The organism is Geodermatophilus sp. URMC 64 (assembly GCF_053502555.1).
Window position 1 is genome coordinate 1203939 of the sequence record NZ_CP199955.1, and the last position, 18330, is coordinate 1222268.

Here is an 18330-nt window from a genome sequence, read left to right on the forward strand (position 1 = left end):
GGTGTTGTCGTGTCCGTGGGTCGCGTCTAGGCTCACGACGTAGCCGCTCTTTCGGGCGAGCCTCGCGCGGGGCGTTGCAGACGATCTTTCCGTCGCCGCTGATCCGCCTCGCACCCATTCGATCCGTTCCTTTTCACGGGTCCCGCCACCGGCCGGACCGAGGGGGAACGGGTCACCCCCTGCGCTGGTCAGCGCAGGTACCGCAGGGAAGGACCTGTACGTGAGCGAAAGCACCGACCTCGTCGCGACCGGCGCGCAGACCCCGGCCGGCGCGGGCGAGGCACCTGCCGCTTCTGGGACGGCGGGTCGTTCCCGTCGCCGCGGCAGCGGGCTGTCCGGGATGCTGCTGCCCGAGTTGCAGCAACTGGCGGCCGAACTGGGCATCTCCGGCACCGGCCGGATGCGCAAGAGCGACCTCGTCGCCGCCATCTCCGAGCGTCAGTCCGGCGGATCGGCCGACGGCGCCGTGCCCGCGCCGGCGACCTCGACGGAGAGCACGGGCAGCGGGCGGCGCAGGGGCGGCGCGCCCGCCACCGCCGAGCCGCTGGAGGCCCCGGTCAGCGGCGGCGCCAACACCGGCCCGGTCGTGAGCGCCCCCGAGGCCGAGGCCACCACGGGTCGCCGGCGTCGCGGCGCCAGCCGGCCCGCCGGGTCCCCGGCCGCGGCCGACGCCGCCCCGGCCGAGACCGCCGCGCCCGCCGAGCCGGCGCCGGCGCAGACCGAGGCGAGCGCTTCCGCCGAGGAGCGCACCGACGGTGAGCGCCCGCAGCGCAACCGCGACCGCCAGCGCAGCCGTGACGGCCGCGACGGCGGCGAGCGCACCGAGCGCACCGACGGCGACCGCCAGCAGCGCACCCGCGACCGGGACGGCGCCGACCGCCCGGGCAACCGCGACGGCAACCGCGGTCCCGACCGCGGCGAGCGCACCGACCGCGGCGGGCGGCCGGACAACCGCACCGACAACCGGGGCGCGGACAACCGGGGCGGCAACGACCGGGACGAGGACGACGACGACTTCGAGGGCGGCCGCGGCCGCCGCGGGCGCCGCTACCGCGACCGCAACCGGCGCGGTGGCCGGGACCGCTTCGACCAGGGCGAGCCGACCGTCACCGAGGACGACGTCCTCCTGCCGGTGGCCGGCATCCTCGACGTGCTGGAGAACTACGCGTTCGTCCGCACCTCGGGCTACCTGACCGGGCCGAACGACGTCTACGTGTCGCTGTCGCAGGTCCGCCGCTACGGCCTGCGCCGCGGCGACGCCATCACCGGCGCCGTCCGCCAGCCGCGCGAGGGCGAGCGCAAGGACAAGTACAACGCGCTCGTCCGGCTCGACACGGTCAACGGCCTGGAGCCCGAGCAGGCGCGCCAGCGCCCCGAGTTCCACAAGCTGACCCCGCTCTACCCGCAGGAGCGCCTGCGGCTGGAGACCGAGTCGCACCAGCTGACCACCCGGGTCATCGACCTGGTCATGCCGATCGGCAAGGGGCAGCGCGCGCTGATCGTCAGCCCGCCGAAGGCCGGCAAGACGATGGTGCTGCAGGCGATCGCCAACGCGATCACCACGAACAACCCCGAGTGCCACCTCATGGTCGTCCTCGTCGACGAGCGGCCCGAGGAGGTCACCGACATGCAGCGCTCGGTGAAGGGCGAGGTCATCGCCTCGACCTTCGACCGGCCGCCGTCGGACCACACCACGGTCGCCGAGCTGTCGATCGAGCGGGCCAAGCGCCTGGTCGAGATGGGCCACGACGTCGTCGTCCTGCTCGACTCGATCACCCGGCTGGGCCGCGCCTACAACCTGGCGGCCCCCGCCAGCGGGCGCATCCTCTCCGGTGGTGTCGACTCGACGGCGCTGTACCCGCCGAAGCGCTTCCTCGGCGCCGCCCGCAACATCGAGAACGGCGGCTCGCTGACCATCCTCGCCTCGGCGCTGGTGGAGACCGGGTCCACCATGGACACGGTCATCTTTGAGGAGTTCAAGGGCACCGGTAACGCGGAGATCAAGCTCGACCGCCGGCTGGCGGACAAGCGGGTCTTCCCGGCCGTGGACGTCAACGCGTCGGGAACGCGCAAGGAGGAGATCCTCATGTCGCCCGACGAGCTGGCCATCCTCATCAAGCTGCGCCGGGTGCTCTCCGCCCTCGAGCCGCAGCAGGCCCTCGAACTGCTGCTCGACAAGCTGCGCAAGACGCGCACCAACGTCGAGTTCCTCATGCAGATCCAGAAGACCACCCTGGGGCCGGGCAACGACTGACCAAGGACCCCGTCCTCCCCAGCCCTCGCACGCTCGGGCCGGGACCCGGGACGGGGCCGCCCGCCTGCGGGTGGTGGAATTACCCACCGACCGCGGGCGTTCGACCACCCGCAAGCTTTCGCAACGAAGAGGCAGAGGCGCATGAAGCCCGACATCCACCCGGCCTACAACGTCACCACCGTGACCTGCGGCTGCGGCAACACCTTCACGACACGCAGCACGTCCCCGAACGGTCAGCTGACCGTCGAGGTGTGCTCGGCGTGCCACCCCTTCTACACCGGCAAGCAGAAGATCCTGGACACCGGTGGCCGCGTCGCCCGCTTCGAGAAGCGGTTCGGCAAGCGCACCGCCGGCTCCGGCGCCGACAAGTAGCGACACCGACGGCGCCCGTGCCCACCCCGGAAGGGGAGGGGACGGGCGCCGTCGCCGTGTCCGCACCCGTCCCGAGCTTTCTGTACCGAAAGCCCGCTGAGAGGCGAACGTCATGAGCACCGAGGCCGGCACCGACCGGTTGGCGGGGCTGCTCGCCGAGCACGCCTCGCTGGAGGCCGAGCTCGCCGACCCGGCGGTGCACGCCGACCAGTCGCGTGCCCGCCGGCTCGGCCGCCGCTACGCGCAGCTCGCGCCGGTCGTGGAGACCGCCCGCGCGCTCGACACCGCCCGCGACGACCTCGCCGCCGCTCGCGAGCTGGCCGCCGAGGACGCCTCCTTCGCCGCCGAGGCGACCTCGCTCGAGGTCCGCATCGACGAGCTCTCGGACCGGCTGCGCGAGCAGCTGCTGCCCAAGGACCCCGACGACGACAAGGACGTCATCCTCGAGATCAAGGCGGGGGAGGGCGGCGCGGAGTCGGCGCTGTTCGCCGGCGACCTGCTGCGCATGTACCTGCGCTACGCCGAGCGGCGCGGCTGGTCGGCCGAGGTGATCGACGCCGTCGACGCGGAGCTCGGCGGGTACAAGGACGTCTCGGTCGCGGTGAAGTCGCGCGGCGACGAGGGCATCTGGTCGCGGCTGAAGTTCGAGGGCGGCGTCCACCGCGTGCAGCGGGTGCCGGTCACCGAGAGCCAGGGCCGCATCCACACCTCGGCCGCCGGCGTGCTCGTGCTGCCCGAGGCCGAGGAGGTCGACGTCACCGTCGACCCGAACGACCTGCGCATCGACGTCTTCCGCTCCTCCGGCCCCGGCGGGCAGAGCGTGAACACCACCGACTCCGCCGTCCGGATCACCCACCTGCCCACCGGCATCGTGGTCAGCTGCCAGAACGAGAAGAGCCAGCTGCAGAACCGCGAGTCGGCGCTGCGGATCCTGCGCTCGCGGCTGCTGGCCGCCGCCCGCGAGGAGGCCGCCGCCGCGGCCAGCGACCAGCGGCGCAGCCAGGTGCGCACGGTCGACCGCAGCGAGCGGGTGCGCACCTACAACTTCCCGGAGAACCGGATCTCCGACCACCGCGTCGGCTACAAGGCCTACAACCTCGACCAGGTGCTCGACGGCGACCTCGACGCGGTCATCGACGCGCTGACCCGGGCGCACACCGCCGAGCTCCTGGCGGCCGGCTCCTGAAGCCGCGCGCGCTGCTCGCCGACGCCGCCCGGCGGCTGGCCGAGGCGGGGGTCGAGTCGCCCCGGGTGGACGCCGAGCTGCTGCTCGCGGGCGTGCTCGGCACGTCCCGGACGGCGCTGCTCACCCTCGACGACGTCCCGGACGACGCCGCCGCCCGCTTCGCCGAGCTGCTCGACCAGCGCGCCGATCGGGTGCCCCTGCAGCACCTCACCGGCCGGGCGCCGTTCCGCCACCTCGAGCTGGCCGTCGGCCCGGGGGTCTTCGTGCCCCGGCCCGAGACCGAGGCGCTGGTCGGCTGGGCGCTGGAGCAGCTCGCCGGAGTGGCCGAACCGCTGGTGGTCGACCTGGGCGCCGGCTCCGGGGCCATCGCGCTGTCGATCGCGCACGAGCACCCCGGCGCCCGGGTGATCGCCGTCGAGCGCGACCCGGTCGCCATCGAGTGGACGCGCACCAACGCCGCCGGCTCGACCGTCGAGGTGCTCGCCGGCGACATGACCGACCCCGCGCTGCTTCGCGACCTCGACGGCGCCGTCGACCTCGTCGTCTCCAACCCGCCCTACGTGCCCGACGGCGCCGGCCTGCCGCGCGAGGTCGCCGACCACGACCCGCCGCTGGCGCTGTGGGGCGGCCCCGACGGGCTCGACGTCGTCCGCGGGCTGCTCGACACCGCCGCCCGGCTGCTGCGCGCCGGCGGTGGCCTGGGCATCGAGCACGCCGACCAGCAGGGGACCGCGCTGCCCGCGCTCGTCCGGGCGCACGGCGCGTTCACCTCCGTGGCCGACCATCCCGACCTCGCCGGCCGGCCCCGGTACACGACCGCTCAGCGGTCGCACAGCGAGAACACGTAGCCCGCCGTGCCGGGCGTCGTGAGGCCGAGGTCGCGGCGCAGCACCATCACCTGCTCGGGAGCGGGCGCGCACGGCCCGTACTCGACGTCGAGGACGACGTCGTAGGCGGCCGCGTACGCCGCGCACTCGCCGAGTGCCGCGCAGTCCTCGGTGATCGCGAAGTCGAACCCGAGGTCCTCCCCGAGCAGCTCGACGGCGTTCTTCTGCGCGATCGCGAGGCCGTCGGCGTGCGCCCGCGCGACCAGCAGCCGGGCCATGGCGACGGCGTCGGCCCGGTCGAGGGCACCGCCGGAGCGGGTCCAGCTGTCCAGGTTGTCCGGCTCGACGGCGTCGAACCGGTCCTCCGCGCAGCCGTCGATCCACCCGCCGACGATCTCCATCAGCGCCTCGCGGCGGGCCGCCGTCGCGATGTCGAAGAGGTACTCGCCGGGCCAGTCGGGGTCCGCGACGCGGTCGCCGTCGGCGTCGTGCAGCAGCAGCGACTCGGGGACGGCGTCCTCGCCCGGCTGGGTCTGGAACGCGTTGACGTAGCAGACGGAGTAGTGGCCGCGATTCGGGGCGTCGTCCCGGTCGCGGACGAGGATGCCCACGCCCTCCGGGGCCGGGTAGGCGCCGCCGATCTGGTAGTCGAAGGCGGTGCCGCGCGGCGGGGCGGTGATGTGCTGCGCGCCGGAGCAGCCGGCCAGCACCAGCAGCCCGGCGACCGCGACGGCATCCCACCGCACGGCATCCGAGCGTAGGTGCGGCAGGATCGCACGACGTGGCCGACGTCTACGACTGCTCCGACCCCGACGCCCGCGAAGCCGGCCTCCAGGCCGCCGTGACCGCGATCAGCGCGGGCCACCTGGTCCTGATGCCGACCGACACCGTGTACGGGGTGGCAGCCGACGCGTTCTCGCCCACGGCCGTGACCGGGCTGCTCGCGGCGAAGAACCGCGGCCGGGCGATGCCGGTACCGGTGCTGATCGGCGAGTCCTCGACGATGGGCGGCCTCGTGCTGCGGGTGCCTCCGATGGCCAACCAGCTGGCCGACGAGTTCTGGCCCGGCGGTCTGACCCTCGTCGTCGAGCACGCGCCCTCGCTGGCGTGGGACCTCGGGGATGCCCAGGGCACCGTGGCGATCCGCCTCCCCGACGACGACGTGGCCCGTGATCTGCTGCGCCGGACCGGCCCGCTGGCCGTCTCCAGCGCGAACCGTTCGGGCCGCCCGGCCGCGACCACCGCGGAGCAGGCGGTGAAGCAACTGGGCATCCACGCGGCCGTCGTCCTCGACGGCGGCCCGCGCGCCAACTCGGAGCCGAGCACGATCGTCGACTGCACCGGACCGACGCCCCGCGTCCTGCGGGTGGGCGCCATCCCCGTCGACCGCCTCCGCGAGGTCGTGCCCGACATCACGGACTGACGTAGGACCCCCTGCCTCCCACCGCTCGCAGGCTCGCGGCGGGCCCCTGCAGGGGGCCACCGGTCGCGCCATGGCCCTCCGTCGCAGGGCTGGGCGATACCGTGGGACGACAGCCCCCGCCTCGACGCCTCTGGAGCGCGCCGCGATGAGCACCCCCTACTGGGGCCCGGACTTCGACGCCCTGGCCGCCTTCGATCCCGACATCGCCGGCGTCGTCACCGACGAGCTGGACCGCCTGCGCGGCGGCCTCCAGCTGATCGCCAGCGAGAACTTCACCAGCCCGGCGGTGCTCGCCGCGCTGGGCAGCACGCTGTCGAACAAGTACGCCGAGGGTTACCCCGGACGGCGGTACTACGGCGGCTGCGAGGTGGTCGACCGGGCTGAGGAGATCGGCATCGCCCGGGCCAAGGAGCTCTTCGGCGCCGAGCACGCCAACCTGCAGCCGCACTCGGGCGCCAACGCGAACCTCGCCGCGTACGGCGCCTTCCTGCAGCCCGGCGACACCTTCCTCGCCATGGCGCTGCCGCACGGCGGGCACCTGACCCACGGCGCGAAGGTCTCGTTCTCCGGCAAGTGGTTCAACGCCGTCCAGTACGGCGTCAACCCGGAGACCGAGCACATCGACTACGACCAGGTCCGCGACCTGGCCCGCGAGCACCGGCCGAAGATGATCATCTGCGGCGGCTCGGCGATCCCGCGGCTGATCGACTTCGCGGCGTTCCGCGAGATCTGCGACGAGGTCGGCGCGATCATGATGGTCGACGCCGCGCACTTCATCGGCCTGGTCGCGGGCAAGGCGATCCCGAGCCCGGTGCCCTACGCCGACGTCGTCACCTTCACCACGCACAAGGTGCTGCGCGGGCCCCGCGGGGGCGCGTTCGTCTGCAAGGCCGAGCACGCCAAGGCGCTGGACAAGGCGGCCTTCCCGATGATGCAGGGCGGCCCGCTCATGCACGCGGTCGCGGCCAAGGCCGTGAACCTCAAGGAGTGCCTGCAGCCGGAGTACCAGGCCTACGCCCGGCAGGTCATCGCCAACGCCCAGGCCCTCACCGACGGTCTCGCGGCGGAGGGGCTGCGGCCGGTCGCCGGCGGCACCGACACCCACCTCGCGCTGCTCGACCTGCGCGAGACCGGCGTGACCGGCGCCGACGCCGAGGCCCGCTGCGACGCGGCCGGCATCGTGCTCAACAAGAACGCGATCCCGTTCGACCCGCAGCCGGCGTCGATCGCCTCCGGCATCCGCGTCGGCAGCCCGGCGGTCACCACGCAGGGCATGACGGAGACGGACATGAAGGAGATCGCCTCGCTCATCGGGACGGCGATCCGCGACTCCGACGGCGGCCGCACCGCGGAGGTCAACACCGCCGTCCGCGAGCTGGTCAGCGCCCACCCGGCGTATCCCCACGCCATGCAGGCCGACTGACGCCACCATGCGCGAGTACGCCGTCGTCCTGCTCACCGCCGGTCTGGTCACCTTCCTGGCCACACCGGTGGTGCGGATGGTGGCGATCCGCTGGCGCATGATGGCCGCGCCCCGCGAGCGGGACGTGCACGTCATCCCGACCCCGCGGGGCGGCGGCGTGGCCATGTACCTGGGGGTGGCCGCGGCGGTCCTGGTCGCCACGCGGCTGCCCGCGCTGCAGCGCACCTTCGACGACTCGCAGACCGCGGCCGTCCTCGTCGCCGGCGGGCTGATCTGCCTGCTCGGGGTGCTGGACGACAAGTTCGGCCTGGACGCGCTGACCAAGCTGACCGGGCAGATCGCCGCGGCCGGCGTGATGGTGCTGCTCGGCGTCCAGCTGGCGTTCGTCTTCCTGCCGGTCGCCGACATCGGCACGCTCTCGCTCGGCCCCAGCATCGGCGTGCCGCTGACCGTCCTGCTCACCGTCCTCACGGTGAACGCGCTGAACTTCATCGACGGCCTCGACGGCCTCGCCGCCGGTGTGTCGGCGATCGCGGCGCTGGCCTTCTTCGCCTACAGCTACAACCTCGGCCTGGTCGGCTACGACGACGTCGCCAGCGCGCCCGCGCTCATCACCGCCGTCCTGGCCGGCGCCTGCCTGGGCTTCCTGCCGCACAACTTCAGCCCCGCCCGGATCTTCATGGGCGACTCGGGCTCGATGCTGGTCGGCCTGATGCTGTCGGCGGCCGCGGTGACGGCGACCGGGGGAGTGGACCCGCAGTCGTTCGGCTCGGCGGCCAGCCTGCTGCCGCTCGCGCTGCCGCTGCTGGTGCCGATCGCGGTGCTCTTCATCCCGTTCGTCGACCTGGTCATGGCCGTCGTGCGCCGCAGCCTGCGCGGCAAGTCGCCGTTCTCGCCGGACAAGATGCACCTGCACCACCGGCTGCTCTCGATCGGCCACTCGCACCGCCGCGCGGTGCTGGTCATGTACTTCTGGGCGGCGCTGCTCTCCTTCGGCGCGGTCACCCTGTCGATCACCGGCGGCCGCGCCGAGCTGCTGGTCGCCATCGGCGTGCTGCTCGTCGTCGGCGTCGTCGTCGTCCTCAGCCCGCGCGCCCGCCGGGCGGCGCGGGAGGCGCGGGCCGCCGAGCTGGCGGCGCAGAAGGAGCGCAGCCGCGCCGACCACCCGACGGCCCGCGCGCTGCGGGCGGCGGCGGTGTCGAGCGCGGCGGCCGAGCAGGCGCCGGCGCGACCCGGCGTGCGGCAGGTGGTCCCGTGACGACGCCGGCGACCCGGTCCGACGCCCCGTGGGACCTGTCCTTCCTCAAGGTCGGCGCGCTCGTGACGGCGGCCGTCGCGGGCACGGCGGCTCTGGTCGTCGGGCTGCTCGTCGGGTGGGACGACGCCGTCGGTGTGCTGGTCGGCGCCGCGATCGTGACCGCGTTCTTCTGCCTCTCGGGCGTGGTCATCGCCTGGGCCGGCCGGATCGCGGACTCCTTCACGCTGCCCGCGGCGCTCGGCACGTTCTTCGTCAAGGCCGTGGCGCTCTACGCCGTCCTCTCCGCGCTGCCGGAGGACGGCTGGCTGGACCGCCTGACCCTCGCGTGGGCGGTCGTCGTCGGGGCGCTGCTGTGGAGCTGCGTCCAGCTGCGGTGGGTGTGGACCCGCAAGCTCTACTACGTCCCCCCGCCCGCGCCGCCCCGCACGGGTGACCGAGGCCCCTGACCAGCGGCCTCGAAAAGAGGCCCCGACAGGCGGCTGATAGTGTCGCCGCGATGGCCGAGGATCTTCCCCCGCGCGGGGAGTCCCGGCCTCGACCTGCGGGCCCGACCAGGCAGGGCAGTGGTGCCGAGACCGGCTATGCGGTCATCGGAACCCTGATCTCCGGGATGGCCGTGTGGGGCGGGGTCGGCTGGTTGCTCGACCGGTGGCTGGACACGAAGGTGTTCCTCCCGGTCGGGGTCCTCCTCGGCATATCGGTCGCCATCTACCTGGTGGTGGCCCGGTACGGCAAGGTCCCCCCGCCTCCAGGGGGGCAGCAGGGCAGCACCACCCCGGGCGGACGACGGAGCCGGCCCAGGACGCAGAAGGGACAACGGTGACCTCCAGCGCCCTCGCGCTAGGAAGCGCGCTCGCCGCCGAGGGTGGCGGCGCCGGTGACGGCTTCGAGGCCCCCAGCATCACCGAGTTCTACCCGGAGCCGCTGGTCTCGTTCTCCCTCTTCGGTGTCCCGTTCGAGATCACCCGGATCACGATCTGGCTGTGGATCGCGACGGTGGCGATGCTGCTGTTCCTGATCGCCACCGTGCGCAAGCCGTCGATCGTCCCCGGCAAGCTGCAGTTCATCGGGGAGAGCGGCTACTCGCTGGTCCGTGACGGCATCGCCCGCGACGTGGTCGGGCCCCGGGGTCTGCCGTTCGCGCCGTTCCTCGCGTCGCTGTTCTTCTTCATCCTCGCGAACAACATGCTCTCGATCATCCCGTTCGCGCAGATCTCGCCGATGTCGAAGTTCGCGTTCCCGCTGGTCCTGGCCCTGATCTGCTGGGTGCTCTACATCTGGATCGGCATCCGCGAGCAGGGCGCCGGCCGCTACTTCAAGGACATCCTCTTCCTGCCGGGCGTCCCCGGGTACATGTACATCCTGGTGACGCCGATCGAGGTCCTGCAGAACTTCGTCGTCCGGCCGTTCACCCTCGCGGTCCGGCTCTTCGCGAACATGTTCGCCGGCCACATGCTGCTGGTGGTGTTCTCCCTCGGCGCGGTCTACCTCTTCGGCCGCTTCGGCGAGAACTACTCATTCGTCTTCGGCCCGGTCTCGGCGCTGATGGCCATCGTGATGACCTTCTTCGAGCTGCTGGTCATCTTCCTGCAGGCCTACGTCTTCACGGTGCTGATGGGCACCTATCTGAACGGGTCCATCGAAGCCGAGCACTAGAGGCAGCACCACCCGGATCTGCACCACCAGTACGACCCCCCAGCCGCCCGGCGGACACCGGGCGACGACACAGGAGGAACACCCGCATGTTGGACCTACTGGCAGAGCTGAACGGCAACGTCGGCACGATGGGCTACGGCCTCGCGGCCATCGGCCCCGGCATCGGCGTGGGCATCGTCTGGGCGGCCTACATCCAGGCGACCGCCCGTCAGCCCGAGTCCGCCGGCCTCACCCGCACCTACGCGTTCCTCGGCTTCGCGCTCTCCGAAGCCCTGGCGCTGATCGGCTTCGTCGTCCCCTTCATCTTCACCTGATCCGTACTCCCTGAGTACGGGCGCCGATAGCAGACAGGGACACTGACGCCATGAGCATCCTCGCTGCGGAGGAACACAACCCGCTGATCCCGCCCGTGGGCGAGATCATCATCGGGCTGATCGCCTTCGGGCTGGTCCTGCTGGTGCTGTTCAAGTTCGTCGCGCCGCGCTTCGAGCAGGTCTTCCGGGCCCGCCGGGAGGCGATCGAGGGCGGGATCGAGCGCGCCGAGGCCATGCAGGCCGAGGCCAAGGCCGCGCTGGAGCAGTACCGGGCGCAGCTGGCCGAGGCACGCACCGAGGCCGCGCAGATCCGCGACGCCGCCCGGGCCGAGGGACAGCAGATCCTCGAGGAGCTGCGCGTCCAGGCCCAGGAGGAGTCCGCGCGGATCCTCGCCCGCGGTGAGGAGCAGCTGGCCGCGAACCGGCAGTCGGTGGTCAACGAGCTGCGCGGTCAGCTCGGCGCGCTGGCCGTCGAGCTCGCCGGCAAGGTGGTGGGCGAGTCGCTCGCCGACGAGGCGCGCCGGCGGGGCACCGTCGACCGCTTCCTCGACCAGCTCGACCTGATGACCGCCGCTTCCGACGGCCGCGGCGGCAGCACCGTCGCCGCCCAGGACGGCGGGCGCTGATGGACGCCTCCAGCCGGGCCGCGCTCGCCGAGGCGCGCGAGCGTCTCGAGGCGCTCACCACCCCGGCGTCGGGGCTGCTGGAGCGGGCGAAGGACCGCCTGACCGGGCAGCCCTCGCGCGCCGTCTCCGCGGATGAGCTGTCCGGGCTGGCCGACGAGCTGTTCGCCGTCGCGCGGCTGCTCGAGGGGCAGCCGACGCTGCGCCGCGCGCTCTCCGATCCGGCGGCCAAGCCCGACGACCGCGCGGGCCTGGCCCGCCGGCTGCTCGGCGGCAAGCTGTCGGAGGCGGCCCTCGACCTGGTCGAGACCGTCGCGCGGCAGCGCTGGTCGCGGCCGCTGGACCTGGTCGAGGCCGCCGAGGCCCTGGCCACCGACGCCGCGTTCGACGCCGCCGACGCCGGCGGCCAGCTCGACGGCGTCGAGGACGAGCTGTTCCGGTTCGGCCGCATCGTCGCCGGCGACCCCGCCCTGTCGCGGGTGCTGAGCGACCGCACGGGCCCCGCCCAGGGCAGGGCAGAACTGCTCGACCGGCTGCTCGGGCGCAAGGTGAACCCGGTCACCGCGCTGCTGCTGCGCAACGTCCTCACCGGCCGGAACGTCGGGCAGGCGGAGAACGCCATCGAGCGGCTGTCCGAGGCAGCCGCCGCCCGGCGCGGCCGGTCGGTGGCCTTCGTGACGTCGGCGGTCGCGCTGAGCCCCGCCCAGGAGGAACGGCTCGGGCAGCTGCTCGGCCGGCTCTACGGGCGGACGATCGGCCTGCAGGTGACCGTCGATCCCGACGTCCTGGGTGGCCTGGTCATCCGCGTCGGCGACGAGGTCATCGACGGCAGCATCGCCCACCGGCTCGAGGCCGCCGGCCGACGGCTCGTCGGCTGACCGCCCCCAGACTCCAGAACACATCCAGCAGGGAAGAGGACGCGCGCCATGGCCGAGTTGACGATCTCCGCGGACGAGATCCGCAGCGCCATCCAGAGTTACGTCACCGAGTACGCCCCCGACGTCTCCCGTGAAGAGGTCGGGATCGTCACCGAGGCCGGCGACGGCATCGCCCGGGTCGAGGGCCTGCCCTCGGTCATGACCAACGAGCTGCTCGAGTTCGAGAGCGGCGTCCGCGGCCTGGCGCTCAACCTCGACGTCCGCGAGGTCGGTGTCGTCGTCCTGGGTGACTTCGCCGGCATCGAGGAGGGCCAGCAGGTCCGCCGCACCGGGGAGGTGCTCTCCGTCCCCGTCGGCGAGGGCTACCTCGGCCGGGTCGTCGACCCCCTGGGCAACCCGATCGACGGGGGCGGCCCGATCGAGACCTCCGGCCGCCGCGCCCTGGAGCTGCAGGCCCCGACCGTGGTGCAGCGCCAGTCGGTGCACGAGCCGATGCAGACCGGCATCAAGGCCATCGACGCCATGACCCCGATCGGCCGCGGCCAGCGCCAGCTGGTCATCGGCGACCGGCAGACCGGCAAGACCGCGGTCGTCGTCGACACGATCATCAACCAGAAGGAGAACTGGGCCACCGGCGACCCGAAGCAGCAGGTCCGCTGCATCTACGTCGCCGTCGGCCAGAAGGGCTCCACGATCGCCGGGATCCGCGCCGCCCTCGAGGAGGCCGGCGCGATGGAGTACACGACCATCGTCGCCGCGCCCGCCTCCGAGGCCGCCGGCTTCAAGTACATCGCCCCCTACACCGGCTCGGCCATCGGCCAGCACTGGATGTACGAGGGCAAGCACGTCCTCATCGTCTTCGACGACCTGACGAAGCAGGCCGAGGCCTACCGCGCGGTCTCGCTGCTGCTGCGCCGTCCGCCGGGCCGCGAGGCCTATCCCGGCGACGTCTTCTACCTCCACTCCCGGCTGCTGGAGCGCTGCGCCAAGCTCTCCGACGACCTGGGCGCGGGCTCGATGACCGGGCTGCCGTTGATCGAGACCAAGGGCAACGACGTGTCGGCCTACATCCCGACCAACGTCATCTCGATCACCGACGGGCAGATCTTCCTCGAGACCGGTCTGTTCAACTCCGGCGTCCGCCCGGCCATCAACGTCGGCATCTCGGTGTCCCGCGTCGGCGGCTCGGCGCAGATCAAGGCCATGAAGTCGGTCGCCGGCCGGCTCCGGCTGGACCTGGCCCAGTACCGGGAGCTGGAGGCGTTCGCCTCGTTCTCCTCCGACCTCGACGCCGCCAGCCGCGCCACCCTGGACCGCGGCCAGCGCCTGGTCGAGCTGCTCAAGCAGGGTCAGTACTCGCCGTACTCGGTCGAGCGGGAGGTCGTCTCCATCTGGCTGGGCACCACCGGCAAGCTGGACAAGGTGCCGGTGCCCGAGGTGCGCCGCTTCGAGCGCGAGTTCCTCGACTACGTCGCCCGCAACCACGCGGGCGTCTTCGACGAGATCCGCACCTCGAAGGCGCTCGGCGACGACGCCGTCTCCTCCCTGGAGAAGGCCGTCGACGCGTTCTACGGCCAGTACCAGACCGCCGAGGGTGAGACGCTGCGCATCAACGAGCCCGAGGCCGAGGCCATGGACGCCTCGGAGCGCGGCCAGGAGCGCGTCCAGGTCAAGCGGGGCTGAGGTGGCCGGTTCCCTCCGCGCGTTGCGGCGCCGCATCCGCTCCACGCAGTCGACGAAGAAGATCTTCTCGGCGCAGGAGCTGATCGCCGGTGCCCGCATCGTGCGCGCCCAGGCCCGGGTGGAGGCGTCCAAGCCCTACGCCCGGGAGATCACGCGGGTGCTCTCGGCGCTGGCCTCCTCGGCCTCGCTGGACCACCCGCTGCTGACCGAGCGGCAGAACCCGCGCCGGGCCGCGGTCCTGGTGATCACCTCCGACCGTGGGTTCGCCGGCTCGTACAACGTCAACGTCCTGCGCCGCACCGAGGAGCTGTTGGCCCTCCTCCGGCAGGAGGGCAAGGACCCGGTGCTCTACGTGGTGGGCCGGAAGGGGGAGACCTACTACTCCTTCCGCAACCGGCCGTTCGAGGAGTCGTTCACCGGCTTCTCCGAGCAGCCGCACTACGTCAACGCGCAGGAGGTCGGGCGGGTCCTCATCGACGCCTTCACCGCCGGTGAGGACGACGAGGACGGCGGCCCCGGCGCCGACAACGTGCTCGGCGTCGACGAGCTGCACATCGTCTACACCGAGTTCCGCTCGCTGCTCTCGCAGGTCCCGGTCGCCAAGCGGATGGCTCCGCTGGAGGTCGAGGAGGTCGAGGAGTTCGACTACGAGCGGGAGGACCGCGCGGCCGGTGGCACCGGCGACAGCGGGGTCCCGACGTCGTACGAGTTCGAGCCCTCCGCCGAGGCGCTGCTCGACGCGCTGCTGCCGAAGTACATCACCACCCGGATCTACGCGGCGATGCTCGAGGCGGCCGCCTCGGAGTCCGCATCGCGGCGCCGGGCGATGAAGTCGGCCTCCGACAACGCCGAGGAGCTGGCCAAGAACCTCTCTCGGCAGGCCAACCAGGCCCGCCAGGCCGAGATCACGCAGGAGATCAGCGAGATCGTCGGCGGCGCCGATGCCCTCGTGTCGGCCGGCGCCGACGACTGACCCGAAACCCTTGACCGACCCGATGCACCGCAGGGCAGGAGAGCAGCACACATGACCGTCACCGAGGACCGTCCGTCCACCTCGCCGACCGGGACCGCCACCGGCCGGGTCGTGCGGGTCACCGGGCCCGTCGTCGACGTCGAGTTCCCGCGCGACGCGATGCCCGACCTGTACAACGCCCTGCACGTCGAGGTCACCCTGGCCGACCTGGGCAAGACGCTGACCCTCGAGGTCGCCCAGCACCTGGGTGACAACGTGGTCCGCACCATCTCGATGCAGCCGACCGACGGCCTGGTCCGCGGCGCCGAGGTGACCGACACCGGGTCGGCCATCTCGGTCCCCGTCGGCGACGTCACCAAGGGCCACGTCTTCAACGCCCTCGGGGAGTGCCTGGACCAGCCGGGCTACGCCGCGGACGCCCCGCGCTGGGAGATCCACCGGCACGCGCCGCGGTTCGACCAGCTCGAGGGCCGCACCGAGATGCTGGAGACCGGCATCAAGGTCATCGACCTGCTGACGCCCTACGTGGCCGGCGGGAAGATCGGCCTGTTCGGCGGCGCCGGTGTGGGCAAGACCGTGCTCATCCAGGAGATGATCCGCCGCGTCGCCCAGGAGTTCGGTGGTGTGTCGGTGTTCGCCGGGGTGGGGGAGCGCACCCGCGAGGGCAACGACCTCATCACGGAGATGACCGAGTCCGGCGTCATCGAGGCCACCGCGCTGGTGTTCGGCCAGATGGACGAGCCGCCGGGCACCCGGCTGCGGGTGGCCCTGTCGGCGCTGACGATGGCCGAGTACTTCCGCGACGAGCAGAACCAGGACGTGCTGCTCTTCATCGACAACATCTTCCGGTTCACCCAGGCCGGCTCCGAGGTCTCGACGCTGCTCGGCCGCATGCCGTCGGCCGTCGGTTACCAGCCCACGCTGGCCGACGAGATGGGCGAGCTGCAGGAGCGGATCACTTCGACCCGCGGCCACTCGATCACCTCCCTCCAGGCGATCTACGTGCCCGCCGACGACATCACCGACCCGGCGCCGCACACCACGTTCGCCCACCTCGACGCGACGACCGTGCTCTCGCGGCCGATCTCGGAGAAGGGCATCTACCCGGCCGTGGACCCGCTGGACTCCTCCAGCCGGATCCTGGACCCGCAGTACATCGGGCAGGAGCACTACGACGTCGCCCGCGAGGTGCAGCGCATCCTGCAGCGCTACGTCGAGCTGCAGGACATCATCGCCATCCTCGGCATCGACGAGCTCGGTGAGGAGGACAAGGTCACCGTCCAGCGGGCACGGCGCATCGAGCGCTTCCTCTCCCAGAACATGTTCGTGGCCGAGGCCTTCACCGGGCAGCCCGGCTCCTTCGTGCCGCTGTCGGAGACCCTCGAGGCCTTCAAGGCGCTCACCGAGGGCAACTACGACCACGTGCCGGAGCAGGCCTTCTTCATGTGCGGTGGCCTCGAGGACCTCGAGCGCAACGCCGAGAAGCTCAAGCGCGCCTGACGCCTGCGCATCGGCGCCGACGGCCGGGTTCCTCTCGCGAGGGGCCCGGCCGTCGACGTCTGCGGCGATGTCCCCCGACCGGGTGATCTCTCGGTGAGACGAGTGCTTCCCCCGCCACGCGGTGCCGAGCATGCTGATGGCGCCCAGACCTGGGGCGCTGTGGGAGACGAAGGTGGAACCGGACAACACGAGGACCGACGACGGTGGGGCCGGCTGGAGCTGGCCGCCCTACGCGCCGTGGGAGTCGCACAGCCAGCCGCGCTACGTCGTCGAGGAGTGGGCCCCGCCCTCCACCGTCCGCCACCCGTGGGTCCGCGTCGGGCGCTGGACGCTGCTCTACCGCCGCGCCGCCTGAGAAAGGACCCCGTCCTTCCCGCCCTTCGCAAGCTCAGGGCGGTGCCCTGAACGGGGCCGCCGGTGGCCGCGACGCTAAAGTGGCGGTGACCCGTCGTCGTGTCCTCCGGGGGCGGCGACCCGTACCGCCATCGTCGGTGGACCTTCGAGGAGTGTCGTGGCGACCCTGCAGGTCGAGTTGGTGGCCGTCGAGCGCAGGCTCTGGTCGGGCGAGGCCCGCATGGTCATCGCCCGCACGACCGAGGGCGAGCTCGGCGTCCTGCCCGGTCACGCCCCGCTGCTGGGGCAGCTCGCCGAGGGCGGTGTGGTCACCATCCGCACCGAGTCCGGTGAGGACGTCGTCGTCGCCGCCCACGGCGGTTTCCTCTCGGTGACCGAGCGCGGCGTGTCCATCCTCGCCGAGACCGCGGAGTTCTCCGGCGACATCGACGTCGAGCGGGCGCGCGAGGCGCTGCGCCGGGCCGAGTCAGACGACGACCCCGAGTCGGTGGCCGCCGCCCGCCGCGCGATCGGGCGCCTGCGCGCCGCCGGTCAGGACGTCTGACCCGCCTCCCGATCCGCTTTCCCCGGATGCCCACGGACGCGCCATGACGGTGGTCCTGCTGGTGCTGGCCGGGGTCCTGCTGGTGGCGCTGGTGGTCGCCTTCCTGCTCCGCCGCCGCTTCCTGCTCTCGGGCCTGGGGGCGGTCACCATGTGGCTGCGCCCGGCGCACTCGTCGCGGTGGTCGGTGGGGGTCGCCTGGTTCGGCGACGACAGCCTGCTCTGGTACCGCGCCCTCTCGCTGGCGGTCCGGCCGCAGCGCCGGCTGCACCGGGCCGACCTGCGGGTCGAGGGACGGCGGCGGGCGGGGCCGGACGACCTGGCGCTGCCCGCGGACGTCGTCGTCCTCACCTGCGAGACCAGCGACGGCCGGCAGGAGCTCGCGATGGAGCCGTCCACGCTGACCGGCTTCCTCTCCTGGGTGGAGTCGGCGCCGCCGGTCCGCTGAACGGCCCTTCTTCAGTCCCTCTTCGCCGCGCGCTGGGCGTGCGCGCCGCTGTGCGCGCCCGGCTCCCAGAGGATGTCGCCGTCCGGGTTGGCGACCCGGGCGAGGATGAACAGCAGGTCCGAGAGCCGGTTGAGGTAGCGCGCGGTCTCCGGGTTGGTGCGCTCGCCGTCGGCCGCGAGCAGCGCCCACACGCTGCGCTCCGCCCGCCGCACCACCACCCGGGCCTGGTGCAGCAGTGCCGCTGCGGGGGTACCTCCGGGGAGGATGAAGCTGGCCAGCTTCGGCAGGTCGGCGTTCCAGGTGTCGCAGGCGGCCTCCAGCCGCTCCGTGTAGGCGGCGGTCACCCGCAGCGGCGGGAACTGCGGGTCCGGCGTGATCGGCGTCGACAGGTCCGCGCCGACGTCGAACAGGTCGTTCTGGATGCTGCGCAGCAGTTCGGTGACCGGCTCGGGCGGCGAGCCCAGCGCGAGCGCGACGCCGAGGACGCTGTTGGCCTCGTCCACGTCGGCGTAGGCGACCAGGCGAGGATCGGTCTTGGGCACCCGGCTCATGTCGCCCAGGTGCGTCTGGCCGGCGTCGCCGGTCTTCGTGTAGATGCGCGTCAGCCGGACCGTCAT

At 72.7% G+C, this 18330-nt stretch carries 20 protein-coding genes; 18 read left to right on the forward strand and 2 right to left on the reverse strand.

Annotated elements, in window-relative coordinates:
- Nucleotides 1-220 precede the first annotated feature (220 nt).
- From rho to prmC, 4 genes are all read left to right on the forward strand, one after another.
- Complete coding sequence (gene rho / locus ACWIYF_RS06025) at nucleotides 221-2254, forward strand: transcription termination factor Rho (RefSeq protein ID WP_448627209.1); 2034 nt, start codon at nucleotides 221-223, stop codon at nucleotides 2252-2254.
- A 141-nt stretch (nucleotides 2255-2395) separates the two neighbouring features.
- Nucleotides 2396-2626: a 50S ribosomal protein L31 gene (rpmE, locus tag ACWIYF_RS06030; protein ID WP_448627210.1), complete on the forward strand. Its 231-nt coding sequence runs from the start codon at nucleotides 2396-2398 to the stop codon at nucleotides 2624-2626.
- A gap of 112 nt (nucleotides 2627-2738) precedes the next feature.
- Nucleotides 2739-3812: a peptide chain release factor 1 gene (gene prfA, locus ACWIYF_RS06035; RefSeq protein ID WP_448627211.1), complete on the forward strand. Its 1074-nt coding sequence runs from the start codon at nucleotides 2739-2741 to the stop codon at nucleotides 3810-3812.
- Between the two features lie 11 nt (nucleotides 3813-3823).
- Nucleotides 3824-4660 carry a peptide chain release factor N(5)-glutamine methyltransferase gene (prmC, locus tag ACWIYF_RS06040; RefSeq protein ID WP_448628727.1) on the forward strand — a complete coding sequence of 279 codons (837 nt, stop codon included), beginning with the start codon at nucleotides 3824-3826 and terminating at the stop codon, nucleotides 4658-4660.
- On the opposite strand, the gene ACWIYF_RS06045 is transcribed toward prmC, so the two are convergent.
- On the reverse strand, nucleotides 4633-5385 hold the full coding sequence (locus tag ACWIYF_RS06045; protein ID WP_448627212.1) for an endo alpha-1,4 polygalactosaminidase: 753 nt from the start codon (nucleotides 5383-5385) through the stop codon (nucleotides 4633-4635). The genes prmC and ACWIYF_RS06045 overlap by 28 nt on opposite strands.
- Nucleotides 5386-5420: 35 nt before the next feature.
- On the opposite strand from ACWIYF_RS06045, the gene ACWIYF_RS06050 reads away from it, so the two are divergent.
- The 14 genes from ACWIYF_RS06050 (at nucleotide 5421) to ACWIYF_RS06115 (ending at nucleotide 17713) form a co-directional block, all read left to right on the forward strand.
- The gene (locus ACWIYF_RS06050) at nucleotides 5421-6062 is read left to right on the forward strand and encodes an L-threonylcarbamoyladenylate synthase (protein WP_448627213.1); all 642 of its coding nucleotides are present in this window, start codon (nucleotides 5421-5423) and stop codon (nucleotides 6060-6062) included.
- 145 nt (nucleotides 6063-6207) lie between these two features.
- Nucleotides 6208-7485, forward strand: coding sequence for a serine hydroxymethyltransferase (locus tag ACWIYF_RS06055; RefSeq protein WP_448627214.1), 1278 nt, complete (start codon nucleotides 6208-6210; stop codon nucleotides 7483-7485).
- Nucleotides 7486-7492: 7 nt separating this feature from the next.
- The gene (locus tag ACWIYF_RS06060) at nucleotides 7493-8743 is read left to right on the forward strand and encodes a glycosyltransferase family 4 protein (protein ID WP_448627215.1); all 1251 of its coding nucleotides are present in this window, start codon (nucleotides 7493-7495) and stop codon (nucleotides 8741-8743) included.
- A complete protein-coding gene (locus tag ACWIYF_RS06065) occupies nucleotides 8740-9189 on the forward strand; it encodes a hypothetical protein (RefSeq protein ID WP_448627216.1) in 450 nt (149 codons plus the stop codon). The genes ACWIYF_RS06060 and ACWIYF_RS06065 overlap by 4 nt, the downstream gene beginning before the upstream one ends.
- 373 nt (nucleotides 9190-9562) lie before the next feature.
- Nucleotides 9563-10399, forward strand: coding sequence for a F0F1 ATP synthase subunit A (gene atpB, locus ACWIYF_RS06070; RefSeq protein ID WP_448627217.1), 837 nt, complete (start codon nucleotides 9563-9565; stop codon nucleotides 10397-10399).
- Between the two features lie 86 nt (nucleotides 10400-10485).
- Nucleotides 10486-10713: an ATP synthase F0 subunit C gene (gene atpE / locus ACWIYF_RS06075; RefSeq protein ID WP_448627218.1), complete on the forward strand. Its 228-nt coding sequence runs from the start codon at nucleotides 10486-10488 to the stop codon at nucleotides 10711-10713.
- 50 nt (nucleotides 10714-10763) lie between these two features.
- The gene (locus ACWIYF_RS06080; RefSeq protein ID WP_448627219.1) at nucleotides 10764-11339 is read left to right on the forward strand and encodes a F0F1 ATP synthase subunit B; all 576 of its coding nucleotides are present in this window, start codon (nucleotides 10764-10766) and stop codon (nucleotides 11337-11339) included.
- Nucleotides 11339-12214, forward strand: coding sequence for a F0F1 ATP synthase subunit delta (locus tag ACWIYF_RS06085; RefSeq protein WP_448627220.1), 876 nt, complete (start codon nucleotides 11339-11341; stop codon nucleotides 12212-12214). The genes ACWIYF_RS06080 and ACWIYF_RS06085 overlap by 1 nt, the downstream gene beginning before the upstream one ends.
- Nucleotides 12215-12262: 48 nt before the next feature.
- The gene (gene atpA, locus ACWIYF_RS06090) at nucleotides 12263-13897 is read left to right on the forward strand and encodes a F0F1 ATP synthase subunit alpha (protein ID WP_448627221.1); all 1635 of its coding nucleotides are present in this window, start codon (nucleotides 12263-12265) and stop codon (nucleotides 13895-13897) included.
- Nucleotide 13898: 1 nt separating this feature from the next.
- Nucleotides 13899-14870, forward strand: a complete 972-nt coding sequence (locus tag ACWIYF_RS06095) for a F0F1 ATP synthase subunit gamma (protein WP_448627222.1) — start codon at nucleotides 13899-13901, stop codon at nucleotides 14868-14870.
- A 51-nt stretch (nucleotides 14871-14921) separates the two neighbouring features.
- The gene (gene atpD / locus ACWIYF_RS06100) at nucleotides 14922-16370 is read left to right on the forward strand and encodes a F0F1 ATP synthase subunit beta (RefSeq protein ID WP_448627223.1); all 1449 of its coding nucleotides are present in this window, start codon (nucleotides 14922-14924) and stop codon (nucleotides 16368-16370) included.
- 136 nt (nucleotides 16371-16506) lie between these two features.
- Nucleotides 16507-16725, forward strand: a complete 219-nt coding sequence (locus ACWIYF_RS06105) for a hypothetical protein (RefSeq protein ID WP_448627224.1) — start codon at nucleotides 16507-16509, stop codon at nucleotides 16723-16725.
- Between the two features lie 156 nt (nucleotides 16726-16881).
- Complete coding sequence (locus ACWIYF_RS06110; RefSeq protein WP_448627225.1) at nucleotides 16882-17268, forward strand: F0F1 ATP synthase subunit epsilon; 387 nt, start codon at nucleotides 16882-16884, stop codon at nucleotides 17266-17268.
- A gap of 43 nt (nucleotides 17269-17311) precedes the next feature.
- Nucleotides 17312-17713, forward strand: coding sequence for a DUF2550 domain-containing protein (locus ACWIYF_RS06115; protein WP_448627226.1), 402 nt, complete (start codon nucleotides 17312-17314; stop codon nucleotides 17711-17713).
- 11 nt (nucleotides 17714-17724) lie between these two features.
- Here the strand turns inward: ACWIYF_RS06115 and ACWIYF_RS06120 are convergent, their stop codons facing one another.
- On the reverse strand, nucleotides 17725-18330 hold the full coding sequence (locus ACWIYF_RS06120) for a cob(I)yrinic acid a,c-diamide adenosyltransferase (protein WP_448627227.1): 606 nt from the start codon (nucleotides 18328-18330) through the stop codon (nucleotides 17725-17727).

What these genes read in the sequence shown, in the direction of transcription:
- rpmE (WP_448627210.1), top strand. Translation starts at nt 2,396, where the DNA reads ATGAAGCCCGACATCCACCCGGCCTACAACGTCACCACCGTGACCTGC.
- prfA (WP_448627211.1), top strand. Translation starts at nt 2,739, where the DNA reads ATGAGCACCGAGGCCGGCACCGACCGGTTGGCGGGGCTGCTCGCCGAG.
- ACWIYF_RS06055 (WP_448627214.1), top strand. Translation starts at nt 6,208, where the DNA reads ATGAGCACCCCCTACTGGGGCCCGGACTTCGACGCCCTGGCCGCCTTC.
- ACWIYF_RS06060 (WP_448627215.1), top strand. Translation starts at nt 7,493, where the DNA reads ATGCGCGAGTACGCCGTCGTCCTGCTCACCGCCGGTCTGGTCACCTTC.
- atpE (WP_448627218.1), top strand. Translation starts at nt 10,486, where the DNA reads ATGTTGGACCTACTGGCAGAGCTGAACGGCAACGTCGGCACGATGGGC.
- ACWIYF_RS06080 (WP_448627219.1), top strand. Translation starts at nt 10,764, where the DNA reads ATGAGCATCCTCGCTGCGGAGGAACACAACCCGCTGATCCCGCCCGTG.
- ACWIYF_RS06085 (WP_448627220.1), top strand. Translation starts at nt 11,339, where the DNA reads ATGGACGCCTCCAGCCGGGCCGCGCTCGCCGAGGCGCGCGAGCGTCTC.
- atpA (WP_448627221.1), top strand. Translation starts at nt 12,263, where the DNA reads ATGGCCGAGTTGACGATCTCCGCGGACGAGATCCGCAGCGCCATCCAG.
- atpD (WP_448627223.1), top strand. Translation starts at nt 14,922, where the DNA reads ATGACCGTCACCGAGGACCGTCCGTCCACCTCGCCGACCGGGACCGCC.
- ACWIYF_RS06105 (WP_448627224.1), top strand. Translation starts at nt 16,507, where the DNA reads ATGGCGCCCAGACCTGGGGCGCTGTGGGAGACGAAGGTGGAACCGGAC.
- ACWIYF_RS06115 (WP_448627226.1), top strand. Translation starts at nt 17,312, where the DNA reads ATGACGGTGGTCCTGCTGGTGCTGGCCGGGGTCCTGCTGGTGGCGCTG.
- ACWIYF_RS06120 (WP_448627227.1), bottom strand. Translation starts at nt 18,330, where the DNA reads ATGACGGTCCGGCTGACGCGCATCTACACGAAGACCGGCGACGCCGGC.